Origin of the sequence: Marinomonas alcarazii (genome assembly GCF_003208215.1) — a bacterium.
GTDB lineage: Bacteria > Pseudomonadota > Gammaproteobacteria > Pseudomonadales > Marinomonadaceae > Marinomonas > Marinomonas alcarazii.
The window spans coordinates 95,059-109,789 of record NZ_QKLW01000005.1 but is presented as its reverse complement, the minus strand read 5'-3'; the positions used below and the strand labels follow the sequence as shown (position 1 = coordinate 109,789).

Sequence of the window (14,731 nt, the reverse complement as noted above, 5' to 3'; positions counted from 1 at the left end):
ATATGGATACAACAATAAAAAAATCAGCAACGCCGGATTCAATGTTTACTAGCAAACTACAGGGCTTGCTACGCTGGGAAAGTTTTTTGGTCTTAATCGTCTTTTTAGTCTGCGTGATGAATTCTTATCTATCACCTTACTTTTTAGACCCTTGGAATCTCTCGGATGCGACCTTTAACTTTACCGAAAAAGCCTTAATCGCTTTGCCAATGGCGATGCTGATTATCGCCAAAGAAATTGATATTTCTGTTGCCGCTATTATCTCGCTTTCCAGTACCTTGATGGGGTTAGTCGCACAAATGGGCGCACCCGTTTATGTCGTCGCATTTGTTGGTGTTTTGGCGGGTGCGGCTTGTGGGTTGTTTAATGGCGTATTGGTGACGCGTTTCAAGATTCCCTCCATTGTAGTGACAATCGGTACCATGAGTTTATTTCGTGGTATTAGTTATATCTTGTTGGGTGACCAAGTAGTTCGTGATTATCCAGACGGTTTTGAGTTTTTTGGACAAGGTTACGTTTATTGGGTGTTTTCGTTTGAACTGGTGTTGTTTGCCTTCTTCGCTTTGGTCTTTTATTGGTTGCTGCATCGCACTACGTTTGGTCGTTACACCTATGCGATTGGTAATAACCCGACAGCGTCTTATTACTCAGGTATTAAGGTAGATAAACACCGTTTGATTCTTTTTACCTTGGTCGGTGTGATGTCCGGAGTGGCGTCTGTTTTGCTTACTTCACGTTTAGGTAGCACGCGCCCGAGTATTGCTATGGGTTGGGAGCTTAGCATTATCACCATGGTTGTGCTCGGTGGTGTGAGTATTCTTGGTGGCAGTGGAACCATTGCTGGCGTGGTGTTGGCGGTTATTTTAATGGGCTTGGTTACCTTTGGTATGGGCCTACTGAACATTCCTGGCATCGTCATGACGATTATTGTTGGTGTGATGTTAATTACGGTCGTGAGCTTACCAGTGCTGATTACTTTATATAAAAACAAAAAGGCAAAAGCGTTATGAGATACGCCTCAGTGATGTATTTACACAAAGGCTGTGAAGAAGAATACAAAAAACGTCATGATGAACTCTGGCCAGAGCTTGCTGAGCATCTTAAGCAACATGGCATTCGTAATTATTATATTCATCTTGATCGAAACGAAAACCGATTATATGCCACTTTTGATGCAGACGATCTGGATGCACAATCATTAGCTGATCATCCTGTTATGCAGCGCTGGTGGGAATACATGGCGGATATTATGGCAACTAAAACGCCATCGTTTGAGCCAGTCGCTGATGCTTTGGAAGAGGTATTTCGCTTTAATGTGTTGCAACCAGATAAAACACGTGTTGTCGCGGTTTTAGATATTGGGAAAACCAACATTAAAATTTGCCTGATGGATGGGCAAACAGGCGCGTTATTGCATATTGAAAAACGCGTTAATGGTGTTGTTGACGCACCGCCATATCCTCATGTGGATGTGGATTCTATTTGGCGATGGATTAAAGACACGCTGGCGGATTTAGCACAGCGCTATTTTATTTCCAGCATTGCTATCACCACGCATGGCGCGACCATTGCTTGCATGAAGGGTGATCAACTGGCCTTGCCTATTCTAGATTATGAATACGATGGCGTGTCTGAGTGTAAAGACGAATACGATGCAGCACGTCCAGATTTTAGTGAGTCTTTTAGCCCGAGGTTGCCCCAAGGCTTAAACCTTGGGGCGCAACTTTTTTGGCAGCAAAAGCGCTTTGCAGATGAGTTCTCAACAGTCGATTCATTACTTTTGTATCCGCAATATTGGGGCTATAAACTCAGTGGAAATAAAGCCGCTGAAGTCACCTCGTTAGGTTGTCATACCGATCTGTGGAATCCGACTAGCTGTCAGTTTTCTACTTTTTGCGAACAACAACAGTGGGCAGAGCGCTTTCCAGAAGTGATCGAAACTGGCGCGAAGCTTGGCACTATTTTGCCAGACTTAGCCAAAGAAACTGGCTTACCAGCGAGTTGCGTTATCTTCAACGGTATACATGACTCTAACGCTTCGTTGGTGCCTTATATTGGCCAGCCGATGGAAAAGCTCACTGTCGTGTCTAGCGGTACTTGGACGGTCATCGCCACTATTAACGGTAAGCTGGATGCGCTACAAGAAGACAAAGACATGCTCGCCAATGTGGACGCCCTTGGCCGTGCTACACCGACGATTCGCTTTATGGGTGGACGTGAATGGGAGCAACTTCGCAGCGACAGCAAAGCCACCTTGAGCGATGTGAACTTCATTTTAGAAAACGGTATTTTGGCGATGCCTGCCTTTGCCAAAGGCGGCGGGCCCTTTGCCCACTGCGAAGGGCGTATTGTTGATCGTGGTATTGCATTAACGCCTGCTCAGCAGTCTGCTTTAGCCGATGTGTATGTGGCCTTGATGACGGATTATTGCTTGGATCTAATGGACACCAGCAATACTGTGATTGTCGAAGGCGCGTTCAGCAATAACCTCAACTTTCTTACCTTATTGGCTTGCATGCGTAGCCAAAATGAAATCTACGCCTCTCGGGATGTTACCGGCACCTCCGGCGGTGCAGCCTTGCTGTCTAACAAGAGCCTAAAACTAAAAGGCCGGCTCAGCCTCGCTCTGTGCGACCCACAGATAAAACCGCTGCTTAATCTTTATCGTCAGCAATGGCGGGATTTAGTGGGAGAGTTGTAGCTTTGGCTGTATGATAAAAACCACGAACAACGCCTCATTCCGACACTGGCGCGAATACTTCGTGAGGCGTTGTTCGTGTTTTTATAGTTTTGTAGATGGAAAAATCACACCAAACGAATTTCGAGCTTTTTACCTAGAGCGCTAGCAAAACGTTCAAGAGTCGATAGCTTTATATCATCAGAATGGTTTTCAATTCGAGAAATAGCGCTTTTTTGAGTATGCAGTTTCAATGCTAATTCATCTTGTGTTAAACCTGCGTTCTTGCGAGCTTCTTTGAGCAATATGCCAAATTTAAAGGCCTGATAACCCTCGTCGTAACCTTCAGCAAAATCCTTATCGATGGCTTTGCGGTCTGTTAAATACTTTTTTAAATCACTCATGTTTCTTCCTCGTTAAATAGTCGTGGCGACGACTCTCCGCAATTTTGATGTCTCTTGGTGGTGTTTTTTGAGTCTTCTTTTGAAAGCCGTGATTTAAAACGACTAAGTTGTCACCATCAAAGAATCCTAATAAACGAAATATATTGCCACCGACTTGTACGCGTACTTCCCATATATTATCGGTGTTCACCAATTTTTTAAGATAAGTAGTTGGAACTGAATCAAGCTCTTCAACCAATTGAAGTACCCAAGCAACTTTCTGTGCTTGTTTGCTAGAAAGCGAATCTAGAAACTCTGTTACTGGGGACTTACCATCTTCCGTGATGTAAAAATTTATATTCCTCATGACTTAATGTTAACACTAAAGTGAACTTTCTCAAGGATAAATGTATACTTTAGTGTTAACTTTATAGTGATTGAGAAAGTGGTAACTTTGACATTAAAACCACTAACAATGCCTCATTCCGACACTAGCCGAACACTTCGTGAGGCGCTGTTTGAAGAACTTGGCTTTATTCGTACTGTTTATCAAGGCTTGGAAGAAGCTCGTGACGGTAATACACTTTCACTTGAGGACGCGAAGAAAAGTTTAGGGATTTAGGTGTTATCAGTACAAATTGACCCCTCCCTAACCCTCCCCTTGGAAGACAAAAGGGGAGGGAATTGTTAGCTCTAAGACCGAAACCGTTAAGACCGAAATCGCAAGTTCTCTCTGGTCAGTTGATCAATCGAAGTTTTGCCCATGAGTTTCATGTCGCGTTCGAGTTCGGCTTTCATTAAGCCTAGGGCGCGTTCAACGCCAGGTTGTCCTGCGGCAGCGAGTGGGTATAAGTACATGCGGCCGATGCCGACGGCTTTTGCGCCGAGGGATAAGGCTTTGAGTACGTGGGTGCCGCGCTGTACGCCGCTGTCAAAGATGACATCGATTTCGTCGCCTACTTCATCAACAATTTCTGCGAGCTGATCGAAGGAGCTGCGCGAGCCATCAAGCTGGCGACCACCATGGTTGGAAATGATCACGCCAGTGCAGCCAATTTCTACGGCTTTGCGGGCGTCTTCTCGGCTCATGATACCTTTTAGACAAAACTCTCCGTCCCAGAATTTCACCATTTCCGCCACGTCGTCCCAATTCATGGATGGGTCGAGCATGTTGGTAAAATAGTCACCAATCGAAGTGGCGCCTGAGCCCATGTCTATGTGTTCTTCAAGCTGCGGCAAACGGAATTTTTCGTGGGTGACGTAGTTAATGCCCCACATGGGTTTGAGAACAAATTGCAGCATGCCTTTTAGGTTTAATTTAAAAGGAATGGCGAATCCTGTGCGAAGGTCGCGTTCTCGGTTGCCGCCAGTAATGGAATCGACCGTTAACATCATGACTTGTACGCCTGCGTCTTTGGCGCGTTGCATCATGGCACGGTTCAGTTCACGGTCTTTATGAAAGTAAAACTGATAGACCTGAGGTGTGGTGGTTTGCTTGGCAATTTCTTCCATGCTTACAGTGCCAAGGGACGACACGCCAAACATGGTGCCGTATTTTTCGGCAGCATTCGCAACCGCTCTTTCGCCATCGTGATGAAATAATCGTTGTAAGGCGGTAGGCGAACAGTAGATTGGCAGGGCGAGTTTTTGTCCCATCACGGTAACGGACAGATCTACGTCTTTTACGCCAGTGAGAACACTGGGCACTAGGTCGCAGGTTTCAAATGCGGCCGTGTTGCGGCGGTAGGTTGTCTCGTCGTCGGCGCCACCATCAATGTAATTGAAGATCGGGCTTGGTAGGCGTTTTTTGGCTAGGGTGCGAAAGTCTTGGAAGTTGTGGCAGTCTTTGAGACGCATGGATTCAGCTCCTTTTATTTTGTTTATTAACTATAGACACTGTTCTATTTGCGATAAATACGACATAAACTAATAAACTCTTTCCTAAAACGTCTTAATAAAAAAGGGGCACGACATTGAACGCAGCCGATTTAACGCTTTTCGTGAACGTTGCCGATGCGGGTTCGTTTAATAAAGCAGCGCAGCAAGCGGGTCTATCGACGCCAGCGTTGAGCAAACGAATTAGTAAGCTGGAACAAGACCTAGGTGCGCAGCTAATTCATCGTACTACAAGACGACTCAGCCTGACCGAAGCGGGTGAGAGCTTGTATGTTCACGCCAAAAATATAGAAGGCCAAGTGAGCGATGCGATTGCGTCGGTGTCGGCCTTTAGCCAAGGCTTAACTGGGACAATCAAAATGTCCGTACCAACTATTTCTGGTGAGTTGCTGTTGGCCGAAGCGGTGGCGGAGTTTTGTCAGAAATACCCCAATATCAACGTGGATATGCGTCTTGAAAATGATTTTGTCGATCTTGTCGGAGAGGGGCTGGATCTGGCGATTCGCACCGGCAAACTGGAAGATTCAAGCCTAATTGCCAAGCCTTTGATTCAATCTAACTGGATTGTTTGCTGTTCGCCAAGTTACATCGAGCGTCATGGCGAAGTCAGAGATTTAGATGCACTGAAAGAGCATAATTGTTTGGCGTATACCTACCAAGCGCAAGGTTCATTTGATTGGCGCTTTACCAAGCAAGGTGTTGGTCAAAAAAGAGTTGAAGAAAGTGTGCGCATCAGTGGTAGCTTTGCTACAAATAACGCTCAGGCTTTACGCAAGGCCGCCTTGGCTGGTTTTGGTATCGTCTATGTGCCGCGTTGCTGTGTGTATGAAGATTTACAGCAAGGTAAGCTGGTTGCTATTTTATCCGATTACCAACCACGGCAGCTCGGTGTCTATGCTATCTATCCCTTTACCAAATACTTGCCAGAAAAGTTGCGCTTATTAATAGAGCATATCAAGCAGGCTTATCAGGATAAAAAAGAGTATTTTTAGGTCTAACAAGGCAAATAAGGTACTTTCTATTTATTGGCTTTGTCCTTATTCTTATTTTTTTGTGGTTTTATGATGGGAGCACTTATGTCTGGTCAAGGTTCAGGCGGCAATGTGATTGCTGCACTTTGTAATGTTTTTATTCCTGGATTAGGTCAACTGGTGCAGGGGCGTTTTTTTATGGCGCTGTTCTTTTTTGTGACTGTCTGTGTGAGCTATGCATTAGGGGCAACAGTGATTTTGTTCTTTATGTGGCTAGTTGGTGGGATATTGCACCTTTGGTCGATTATTGATGCCGCTCGTTTTTCTCGGTTTCGTTCAGTTTTATGATGCGCAGGTAAGGCATCATAAAGTAAAGAAGAGCTTTATTAATGGGTGAAGGGAAGCAAAGCGTGAAGAAGAGAAGCCCCAGCTGGGCCTTGATGTTGTCTATCTTGTCGCCGGGATTCGGGCATGTATACGCAGGGGATTTGAAAAAAGGAGTATGGCTTTTTTTTCTGCAAGTTGGTGGGCTTATAGTCTTCGCAAAGCTGGGCTATCTTTCGACAGCTTACGGAATTTGGCTTTTTGTTGTCTTTATACTCTGTCTCTATTCGTACGCCATACTCAGCGCTGTGCGACTTGCTTTATCAAATAAAACCTACGAATTGAAGCCTTATAACCGCTGGTATTGCTATCTGGCTATACTGGCGTTGATTCTGACTTTTGGTCAAACACTTATCTCGTCTCGTGGTTCGTTGTTGGGCTTTGAGCTTTATAGTATCCCCTCTCGCTCTATGATGCCGACTTTACAGCCGGATGATTATATCGCCGTCGATACCCAAGACTTGTCTTTAAAAGTGGGCGATGTGGTGGTGTTTCGATACCCTAATAATAGACAAACCTTGCTAACCCAGCGAATCGTTGCTTTAGGCAACGACAGAGTGGCTATTGAAAATGGCCAAGTGATATTAAATGGCGAGCCTGAAATAGTAGCTTCGGTTGATGACAGTTTTAGGCGCAACGAGGTTTCTATTTCTATGGCTGAACGAGTTGTGCCAGAAGGGCAAGTGTTTGTCTTGGGTGATTGGCGAGATAACAGTAATGATAGCCGTTATTGGGGGACGTTTCCTGAATCGGATGTCATTGGTAAAGTGACGTATATTTGGTTTTCTAAAGAGTCTAATCGGCTGGGAAAGAAGATTAATCTGTAAAAGGTTTAAGACTTAACATAAGGAAATTAAAAGAGTTGTAATATTAGGGACGTTCTTAGCCAAGCAAAAGAATTAGCAAAAAAGAAAAATACTCGGAAGCTCTAGTCCAATATGAGTATTTCTTCGATCATGCCTTAGCTGAAGACATTTCATTAAGTGGCATTCATGCGTCTTATGGTTTGTCAGAATGGGCCGCTCTTGGGGATAAACTGCCTGAGACCAAAATTCATTTAGAAGTGAGGGGAATAGAAGTTAAGCTATATTTTCTTCGTATACAACAACTTTGTTTCGACCTGATGTTTTGGCTTGATAGAGAGCTGAGTCTGCTTGTTGAGCCAATTTATCATATTCTCGATTACACTCTTTGGGGACCATAACTAGACCAATACTGACCGTCGAGGGCAGATAGAATGTGTGGTCAATGTAGCAGGGACTGTTGGCAAAGGTGTCGCAAATTTTTTGTGAAATTGCCATAAGGTCTTGTTCTCTTTGTGATTGTAGGATAATAGAAAACTCTTCTCCACCGACTCGTCCTACGATGTCATTCTGTTTAATACAGTGCCTAATCGTCTGTACAAAATGTCGCAATACTTGGTCACCAGCAGAGTGCCCATATCTGTCATTAATAGATTTAAAATGATCTAAATCGAGCATTAATAATGCTGTAACACTAGAGTCTTTATGTTGAAGAATTTCCTTTGCTTTCTTATAAAAAGCTCCCCTGTTTAATGTCCCAGTGAGTGAATCGTGACTGGACGAATATTGTAGTTCTTCTATTTGTCTCAAACGCAATTGAGTATTACTGACGTTGATTAATGGGATAAGAGCGATGAAAGAAATGCTCAATCTAAGGGACATTAAGTTTCCCCAAGAAGAAAGCTCTGAAAATATATGGATGTAGCCAACAGAAATTGCAATTAATATCCAATAACAGAATGCAAAGGTGAGTATCGCAGTATGGAATATACTGTAACGCATACCACACCAAAGTAGACCTAAAATAGGGATTGCTATGGCACCAGGCCCTTCGATAACAGTGGCAAGAATACATAATAAAATGACGGAAAGAGCAGGACATAAATGAAAAAGAAGCGCTAGATTGAGTTTAGGAAGCGAACTTTTTTTGATAAAAAAAATGAGGTTAGGAGTCGTAAGAACAATGGGCAAAAACACTATATAGTTAGCGAGTTCAGTTATTCCCCAGTAAATGGCACCCTCGTGAATTTTCCCACCCCATAATAGCGGATAGGCGAGCATACCCACAAAGCTTGATCCTATTGATGCAGCTAATGCAGCCCCAACTAACTTTAGAATTCCAAAAGGCTGTGTGATAGGAAAGATACCTGAGGGTAATTTCTTTATGAAAAATAATCCCGCTAAAGTACCAATTAAGTTTCCTAAATTAAGAAAAAGATTCTTTTCAATAGGAGTTCCTACCAATAAGTCTGAGATAAAATAGCCAATAAAAGCGGCAAGGTAGCCTTTTATATTTCTTAAATTACTATATCGAGCCATCATCCCAAGTAAGAAGGCATTCGCGGGCCAAATAGCCGCTAGCGAACCCGCAGGACGAGAAAAAACACCAATAAGTGCAAGAGCACAAATCGGTAAGGTGATAAAAATAATCAGCTGAAGAAGTGTAAATTTCTTCTTTGATTGAGTGTTAATTATTTGATTTTTATCGAGTAAGAAGTTCAATAACAGTACCTTGGTAAGATAATTAAGTAACCATTTTTACATAGATTTTATTTTAAAGTATATGGTTTATTTTCCGGAAGGAGAGCTTGTATTTCTTCAAGTAGAAAATAGTAATCAGCCTCTACATTCATAGGATAAATAGATGCTGATTATTAACGGTGTGCTCTCTTAGAACTGTTTCCTAAATAGGCGATATAGCGATAAATCGCCCCTGCCAAACGCGGCAAGTAATAGTGCGCCAGTAGTCCAGAAGAAAGAAGCGCGTCACCGCCATCACCAAACGTTTTATGCCAGAAGTCACTTCCAGCGTTTAGTGCGTCTATATCAGCTTGAGTTAATATAAGGGTGAGCAGCATGGAACCGTAAAGTAGTGGCCAACATAACAGCGTTCGCGATTGCAAGTGATCGTGTGATTAATCCCACAGTAATGAACATATTGCCAAAGAACTGCATGCCAGCTTACATGGGCGAGCAAAGCTAACCGGGATAAAAGCCTAGGGTTTCCATAAAGCCGACTTGAGCAATAGGAGCAATGATTTTGGCCAGCTTTCCACAACCAGCATACCGCCGATAATAATGCGGAACAGCGTCCAGCCAAATGGTTGAGCGAAAGGCGTTATAGAAGTTGCTCATAAATGGCAAATAAAGGTGATCTTCTTCGTTTTTTAAGAACCGGTAAGTTAGACATGCTATCCCTCTCTACTATAGTCGTTTCCATAAGCTGAAGAGTGGCATTAGTCATTTTTATGGCTGCTGACTTGGGTTAAGTTATTGTTATTATTAGGAGAAAAAGAGTGGGTATGATGTAGTAGATAGCCTCTTGGCTATCTACTTAACAAATGTTGATTGGCGCAGTTCTTGGAAATATCGTCATTCAATGCATTAATAAGGTTGTCGACCGCACAGGTAACCATGGCAAGGTGTGTTTCTGTTGTTGCAGACCCAATGTGAGGAAATAGTACCGCATTGTCCAGTTTGCAAAGTGGTGAGTCACCAGGTAGAGGTTCGACTTCAAAGACATCTAAGCCAGCTGCGCGATAAGACCTTCTGCTTCCACTAGGGCCGCGATAAAGTCTTCTTCATGTTATGACTCCTTTTCTAGCTTATTTAGGGCCTCTCTAGTAGGTAGACCTTCGCTGTCGCCACGTACTTGAACGGTTATAGAGCCTAGTAAATTTCCTCGGCGAGCGGCCTGTTCAATGGTTTTTCCATCTAATAGAGCCGAGATCACACCAACAGCAAAGCTATCGCCAGCACCGACCGTATCCACTACTTTCTCTACAGGGAAGCCTGCAACGGTACCTGATTCACCGTTACTGGTTTTAAAGTAAGCACCTTTACTACCGAGTTTGACGATCACTGTTTTGACACCATGCTGAAGATAAAAGTCCGCAATCACTTCAGGTTCATCACTGCCCGCGAGAATTTTACCTTCTTCTATACCAGGTAGAACGATGTCACAGGCAAAGGCAAACTCATTAATGGATGCAACCATAGTGGCTTCATCAGGCCACAAAGTAGGGCGCAAATTGGTGTCAAAAGACACGCTGCAGCCTTGCTCTTTGGCTAGATTTAATGCATGTCTGGTCGCTTCACGCATTGTGTTAGATACCGCTATCGAGATGCCAGTTAGATGCAAATGGGTACCCGCTTTAAATAGTGCACTGTCAATGTCTGCCGTACTTAATGTTGAGGCTGCTGAGTTACGACGGAAGTATTCGACTTTAGGGTCGCTACCATCAGTTACGTTCGATTTCAGCATAAAGCCAGTAGCGTGATTTGCACCTTCAGAAATCCAATCAGTACGAATGTTTTCATTGCTGATTGCTTGACGAATGAATTGACCAAAGCTGTCTTTACCCACTTTACTGATATAGCAGGACTCAAAACCTAAACGCGCCATACCAATAGCAACGTTGACTTCCGCCCCAGCTAAAGAGCGATGAAACTCTTCTATCTGTGCCAGTTGTCCTGGTGTTTTGGCCACAAACATAGCCATTGCTTCACCAAGAGTGACAAAAGAGTGTGATTGATTGTTTTGCATGTTGATTGCCCCTGAGGTTTTTGTGTTTATGGAGGTCAAATAGTATGCGAAGAAAGTATCATGGAATCGATTCCATGAATAGGCTTTAACCACATCTGAGCAGTATTTTTATGAGGCTTTTTTAGTCAATAGGAGCTAAGTGGAATGTCGAATAACAAGTTCAGCTTTGAGCTTGATGTGTTGCGCTGGTTCTTCGTTGCCTTGTACTCTTGAAAGCAAACGTTCGCATGCGGTTTGGCCGATAAGCTGAGTGGGTTGGCGCATGACGGTGATGCCGCCTTCAAACAGTTGCGCCCATTCAGGGTCGTCTATACTGATTAAACCTATTTGCGAGCCGATACGAATGTCTAACTGCTTCAAGGCTTTCGCGGTACTCATCATAGCGACACCATTCGTCGTGAATATAGCGGTTTTGCTGTTTGGGTGATTAGTCAAAAAGTCTTGAATCAGGTTCACTAAAATACTGACGCTCAGCTTGTCTATTTCGATAACATCACATGTGATGTTTGGGGTTGTTTTACAGAAAGCTTGAACGGCTCCGACTCTTGCTTGGCGGGGCTCAATTCCAATGGATTCGGTTACGACCAGAATCGAATCGTAGCCATTAGCTTCTAAGTGTTGGCAGGCTTCTTTTACAGCGGTTTCGTTATCCAAGCCGATTGTGTCGAACCCGAGGGAAGTATTGATTCTATCAACCAGCACTAAAGGGCAGGACAGTTGTTTTAAATTGTTAATCTGTTTTTGTGCCATGCCTGCAGTGTTGACGATGATACCATCGACTCTGTGAGCTTCGAGTAGTGATAAATAGCTGTCTTGAAGCTCTTTTTTATTATCCGTGTTACAGACCATTAGCATGTAACCTTCACGGCGACAGACGTGTTCTATCCCTTGCAAGACATCGATAGAATACGGGTTAGTGACATCCGCCAGTAGTAATCCAATGAGTTTGGATTGTCCTGCCCTTAGCATACGAGCCGAATGGTTTGGACGAAAATCAAGGTGTGCAATGGCTTGGGCGATTTTTTCTCGAAGCGCTTCTGATAGCTTATCTTGTTCCCCATTGAGGTAACGTGAAACACTGGTTTTGCCAACTTTTGCGTGTTTTGCAACGTCTGAAATCGTGGTGAAGTTTTTATTGTTTTTCTTCAACAATGTGTCGTCTCAATGGTTGTATTAGCGGGTATTGGAATAAGTGATTTGCCGTACTGTAAACTATGATCCTAGCAAGGCGCAATTTTATTGAACGAATCAACAGCTAGATTCATTTTCATATTTTCTCTTTTAACATGGTGTTATATGAGAATACTCACTGTGGTCAATCTTGTTTGTCATTGGGTATTTACTCACATTTTTTAAGGGGTTGCCCAATTAAGTAAAAACCTTAACCTTCCTTCAAGTCTTGTTTCCTTTTTCCTGACTCTTTAATCACTTGTTCATGCATGCCGTAGCCATATGATTAAGTTATCGCAGGCAGCTTTTCATTTGCCTGCTGACTATTTGAGTTTAGTGGAGACATGAAGATGAGTAACGAGGCAAAGGGCTTAATTGATAGTTTGTTTGAACGTATTAATACCGCAGAGAAAAACACTGGTGAGCGGGACAAAGAAGCAGAAACGCAGATAAATAAACACCTTGTGGCGAATCCTGCCGCACCTTACTACATGGCACAAACCATTATTATGCAAGAAGCCGCGTTAAAGCAGTTGAATGCCCGTGTAGAAGAGCTCGAACGTAATGCATCGACTAAGCCCAGCTCTGGCGGTTTCTTATCTGGGCTATTTGGTGGAGAACAGGTTTCTTCTCAAACGTCCGCTCAGCAAGCTTCCGGTTGGGGCAATGGCAATGGTTCCCAGCAAGGCTTTGGTCGGTCGAGCAATCAACAGGCAAGGAATCAAACTGACAGTCAAACGCAAGCCTTTGCTCGGAATCGTTCTGGAGCGGGTAGCTTTTTAGGTGGTGCCTTACAAACCGCAGCTGGTGTGGCAGGCGGTGTTGTTGTCGGTAATATGCTGATGAATATGTTTAGCCATCACTCTGATGCAGATATGGTCAATGCCATTAACGAAGCGCCTACCGATTCGGACGTTGGACAAGAGTCTGATATTGGGTCAGCATCAGATTCTGAACAGAATGGTTTTGCTGATAGCGATAGCGCAGATCAAGGTGGTTTTGGTCAGGCAGGCTTTGATCAATCAGATGATGGTCTGGATCCTAACCGAGGCTTTGGGCAGGCTGGGTTTGACCAAGCCAATATGGATCAAAGTGATCTAGATTCAGGTGGCTTTGATCAAGGTTTTGATGATATTGGCGGTTTTGATGACTTCGGCAGCGATGATTTTATTTAGTCATTCGCTTTAAAAACACATCTCCAGATCGACAGTTTTCGATTTGGAGATGTGTTGATCGAGCAGACCATTTTTACGTCACCTCAACAAAGCTCATAAAGCCTGTTTTTAGGTGTTCGATTATATGGCAATGATACATCCAACGGCCTGGATTATCTGCCACAAACGCGGCCAAAACCGTTTCGTTTTCTCCCAATAAAACGGTATCTGAATGGAATGGTGTGATGGCTTTTTTATTGGATTTTAAAACTGTGAATGTATGACCATGGATGTGGATCGGATGGTGATACTGGGTCAAATTCGACAGCTCGAAGATATAGGTTTTGCCTCGCTCTAGTGTAGCAAGAGGGTCTGGAATATGGCCTTTTGACATACCTTCCCAAGAGCGGCGATTCATGGTCCAGAAGTTATAACTTACCTTGCCATCTTTTTCGATTGGCGTGATGTTGGCGTTCCATTCAAAAGCAAACTTAATGGTTTCTGCGTTATCTAAATCTGGTGCCGTAATTGGGTTGAGTGGTAGCTTAGGCAACTGACGATTTTTGAGCTGACTTGCTACTGTCTTGATCGTCACTAATGGTTTGTTCTTGTGCTTAAATGTGACCGTTTCACCTACTTTGCTAGGTGCAATAACACCAAGGTCAAGACGCATGCCTGGCGCGGTCATGTGATTGGTTAACGCAACAGGGTTGGCGATAGGGTTGCCGTCAATGGCGATAACTTGTGCTGCTGGATCGGTTGTGTTTATCTGGTACATCACTGTGTTATCTACGTTCAAAAAGCGAACTCGAATAGCGCCGCCAGCAGGCACTTCATAGGTAGGGTTGATCTGACCATTGACTGTCATCACGCGTCCAGGTGTGCCCATGCGAAAAGCATTTTGCGGTGTCGTTAGAGCGGTGAAAGAACCATCGTCTTTGATATGCCAGTTCTTCATGCACAACACCAGGTCTTCATCGAAGTCTGGCTTCTCTGCTTCCTCCACTATTAATGCGCCAACCAAGCCTTTTCCAAGTTGTTCGACGCTGTTCATGTGTGGGTGATACCAGAAAGAGCCTGCATCTGGCGGTGTGAATTCGTAGTCGAACGTTTCACCTGGCATGATGGGGGGCTGGCTTAAAAAGGGCACGCCATCCATCGCAATGGGGATTCTCATGCCATGCCAATGAATTGTTGTTGGTTCGTTTAGTTTGTTGATGACGCGAATACGAACAGGCTGATGCTGTTTGGCGCGAATAACTGGAGCTGGGTAGCCGCCGTTAAAACACAGCGCTGGCGTGCTGCCGCCAGGGACAATGTTCACATCGGCCGCTTCGACGATTAATTCATAGTCGAAACCTGCAGAAGGTGTTGCGGCGAGTACGACTCTAGGCAGTGTGCTCGTCATAGCGACTAGCAAGCTGGATTTTATAAAATTACGTCTGTTCAAAACGTCTGTCCTGTAAATTATTTTTCGTAAATTTAGCCAAGTGCGAATTTAATGATGCTGAGCATAGCAAAAAAGTT

The 14,731-nt window shown here is 43.9% G+C and carries 16 protein-coding genes and 1 pseudogene; 7 read left to right on the top strand and 10 right to left on the bottom strand.

Annotation, left to right across the window (positions count from 1 at the left end):
- Positions 1 to 2: 2 nt before the first annotated feature.
- A complete protein-coding gene (locus tag DFP75_RS11800) occupies positions 3 to 1,010 on the top strand; it encodes an ABC transporter permease (RefSeq protein WP_110575873.1) in 1,008 nt (335 codons plus the stop codon).
- The gene (locus tag DFP75_RS11795) at positions 1,007 to 2,701 is read left to right on the top strand and encodes an L-rhamnose mutarotase (RefSeq protein ID WP_110575871.1); all 1,695 of its coding nucleotides are present in this window, start codon (positions 1,007 to 1,009) and stop codon (positions 2,699 to 2,701) included. Before DFP75_RS11800 ends, DFP75_RS11795 begins: the two co-directional genes overlap by 4 nt.
- 104 nt (positions 2,702 to 2,805) lie before the next feature.
- Here DFP75_RS11795 and DFP75_RS11790 read toward each other — a convergent pair whose 3' ends face one another.
- Together DFP75_RS11790 and DFP75_RS11785 are read right to left on the bottom strand one after the other, a co-directional pair.
- A complete protein-coding gene (locus DFP75_RS11790; protein ID WP_110575869.1) occupies positions 2,806 to 3,081 on the bottom strand; it encodes a helix-turn-helix domain-containing protein in 276 nt (91 codons plus the stop codon).
- Entirely contained in the window at positions 3,074 to 3,427 is a 354-nt protein-coding gene (locus DFP75_RS11785) for a type II toxin-antitoxin system RelE/ParE family toxin (protein ID WP_110575867.1), read from the bottom strand. The genes DFP75_RS11790 and DFP75_RS11785 overlap by 8 nt, the downstream gene beginning before the upstream one ends.
- An 87-nt stretch (positions 3,428 to 3,514) precedes the next feature.
- On the opposite strand from DFP75_RS11785, the gene DFP75_RS18430 reads away from it, so the two are divergent.
- Positions 3,515 to 3,682, top strand: coding sequence for a hypothetical protein (locus DFP75_RS18430; RefSeq protein WP_181417025.1), 168 nt, complete (start codon positions 3,515 to 3,517; stop codon positions 3,680 to 3,682).
- A gap of 86 nt (positions 3,683 to 3,768) precedes the next feature.
- On the opposite strand, the gene DFP75_RS11775 is transcribed toward DFP75_RS18430, so the two are convergent.
- Positions 3,769 to 4,917 carry an alpha-hydroxy acid oxidase gene (locus tag DFP75_RS11775; RefSeq protein ID WP_110575863.1) on the bottom strand — a complete coding sequence of 383 codons (1,149 nt, stop codon included), beginning with the start codon at positions 4,915 to 4,917 and terminating at the stop codon, positions 3,769 to 3,771.
- Between the two features lie 116 nt (positions 4,918 to 5,033).
- On the opposite strand from DFP75_RS11775, the gene DFP75_RS11770 reads away from it, so the two are divergent.
- The 3 genes from DFP75_RS11770 to lepB all read left to right on the top strand — a co-directional run bounded on the left by DFP75_RS11770 (position 5,034) and on the right by lepB (position 7,138).
- Positions 5,034 to 5,948 carry a LysR family transcriptional regulator gene (locus DFP75_RS11770; RefSeq protein WP_110575861.1) on the top strand — a complete coding sequence of 305 codons (915 nt, stop codon included), beginning with the start codon at positions 5,034 to 5,036 and terminating at the stop codon, positions 5,946 to 5,948.
- 84 nt (positions 5,949 to 6,032) lie between these two features.
- Positions 6,033 to 6,275: a hypothetical protein gene (locus DFP75_RS11765; RefSeq protein WP_110575859.1), complete on the top strand. Its 243-nt coding sequence runs from the start codon at positions 6,033 to 6,035 to the stop codon at positions 6,273 to 6,275.
- Between the two features lie 62 nt (positions 6,276 to 6,337).
- The gene (gene lepB / locus DFP75_RS11760) at positions 6,338 to 7,138 is read left to right on the top strand and encodes a signal peptidase I (RefSeq protein ID WP_181417024.1); all 801 of its coding nucleotides are present in this window, start codon (positions 6,338 to 6,340) and stop codon (positions 7,136 to 7,138) included.
- A 252-nt stretch (positions 7,139 to 7,390) separates the two neighbouring features.
- On the opposite strand, the gene DFP75_RS11755 is transcribed toward lepB, so the two are convergent.
- The 6 genes and pseudogenes from DFP75_RS11755 to DFP75_RS11735 all read right to left on the bottom strand — a co-directional run bounded on the left by DFP75_RS11755 (position 7,391) and on the right by DFP75_RS11735 (position 12,032).
- Positions 7,391 to 8,836, bottom strand: coding sequence for a GGDEF domain-containing protein (locus DFP75_RS11755; RefSeq protein WP_110575855.1), 1,446 nt, complete (start codon positions 8,834 to 8,836; stop codon positions 7,391 to 7,393).
- 152 nt (positions 8,837 to 8,988) lie between these two features.
- Positions 8,989 to 9,192 (bottom strand): hypothetical protein, encoded by a 204-nt coding sequence (locus DFP75_RS18535; RefSeq protein WP_220032639.1) that lies wholly within the window; start codon positions 9,190 to 9,192, stop codon positions 8,989 to 8,991.
- A 121-nt stretch (positions 9,193 to 9,313) separates the two neighbouring features.
- Entirely contained in the window at positions 9,314 to 9,469 is a 156-nt protein-coding gene (locus DFP75_RS18530) for a hypothetical protein (RefSeq protein WP_220032638.1), read from the bottom strand.
- Positions 9,470 to 9,660: 191 nt separating this feature from the next.
- A pseudogene (locus DFP75_RS11745) lies at positions 9,661 to 9,867 on the bottom strand (NAD(P)-dependent oxidoreductase); the annotation flags it as partial.
- 53 nt (positions 9,868 to 9,920) lie between these two features.
- A complete protein-coding gene (locus tag DFP75_RS11740) occupies positions 9,921 to 10,880 on the bottom strand; it encodes a sugar kinase (RefSeq protein WP_110575853.1) in 960 nt (319 codons plus the stop codon).
- Between the two features lie 135 nt (positions 10,881 to 11,015).
- Positions 11,016 to 12,032, bottom strand: coding sequence for a LacI family DNA-binding transcriptional regulator (locus tag DFP75_RS11735; RefSeq protein WP_110575851.1), 1,017 nt, complete (start codon positions 12,030 to 12,032; stop codon positions 11,016 to 11,018).
- A gap of 368 nt (positions 12,033 to 12,400) precedes the next feature.
- Here DFP75_RS11735 and DFP75_RS11730 point away from each other — a divergent pair, with 368 nt between their 5' ends.
- A complete protein-coding gene (locus DFP75_RS11730) occupies positions 12,401 to 13,225 on the top strand; it encodes a DUF2076 domain-containing protein (protein WP_181417023.1) in 825 nt (274 codons plus the stop codon).
- Positions 13,226 to 13,298: 73 nt separating this feature from the next.
- Here DFP75_RS11730 and DFP75_RS11725 read toward each other — a convergent pair whose 3' ends face one another.
- Positions 13,299 to 14,654, bottom strand: coding sequence for a multicopper oxidase family protein (locus tag DFP75_RS11725; RefSeq protein WP_245927049.1), 1,356 nt, complete (start codon positions 14,652 to 14,654; stop codon positions 13,299 to 13,301).
- Positions 14,655 to 14,731: the final 77 nt, after the last annotated feature.

Coding starts and splice junctions, on each gene's coding strand:
- DFP75_RS11740 (WP_110575853.1), bottom strand. CDS start 10,880: ATGCAAAACAATCAATCACACTCTTTTGTCACTCTTGGTGAAGCAATG.
- DFP75_RS11730 (WP_181417023.1), top strand. CDS start 12,401: ATGAGTAACGAGGCAAAGGGCTTAATTGATAGTTTGTTTGAACGTATT.
- DFP75_RS11795 (WP_110575871.1), top strand. CDS start 1,007: ATGAGATACGCCTCAGTGATGTATTTACACAAAGGCTGTGAAGAAGAA.
- DFP75_RS18530 (WP_220032638.1), bottom strand. CDS start 9,469: ATGAGCAACTTCTATAACGCCTTTCGCTCAACCATTTGGCTGGACGCT.
- DFP75_RS11790 (WP_110575869.1), bottom strand. CDS start 3,081: ATGAGTGATTTAAAAAAGTATTTAACAGACCGCAAAGCCATCGATAAG.
- DFP75_RS11785 (WP_110575867.1), bottom strand. CDS start 3,427: ATGAGGAATATAAATTTTTACATCACGGAAGATGGTAAGTCCCCAGTA.
- DFP75_RS11800 (WP_110575873.1), top strand. CDS start 3: ATGGATACAACAATAAAAAAATCAGCAACGCCGGATTCAATGTTTACT.
- DFP75_RS18535 (WP_220032639.1), bottom strand. CDS start 9,192: ATGCTGCTCACCCTTATATTAACTCAAGCTGATATAGACGCACTAAAC.
- DFP75_RS11765 (WP_110575859.1), top strand. CDS start 6,033: ATGTCTGGTCAAGGTTCAGGCGGCAATGTGATTGCTGCACTTTGTAAT.
- DFP75_RS11775 (WP_110575863.1), bottom strand. CDS start 4,917: ATGCGTCTCAAAGACTGCCACAACTTCCAAGACTTTCGCACCCTAGCC.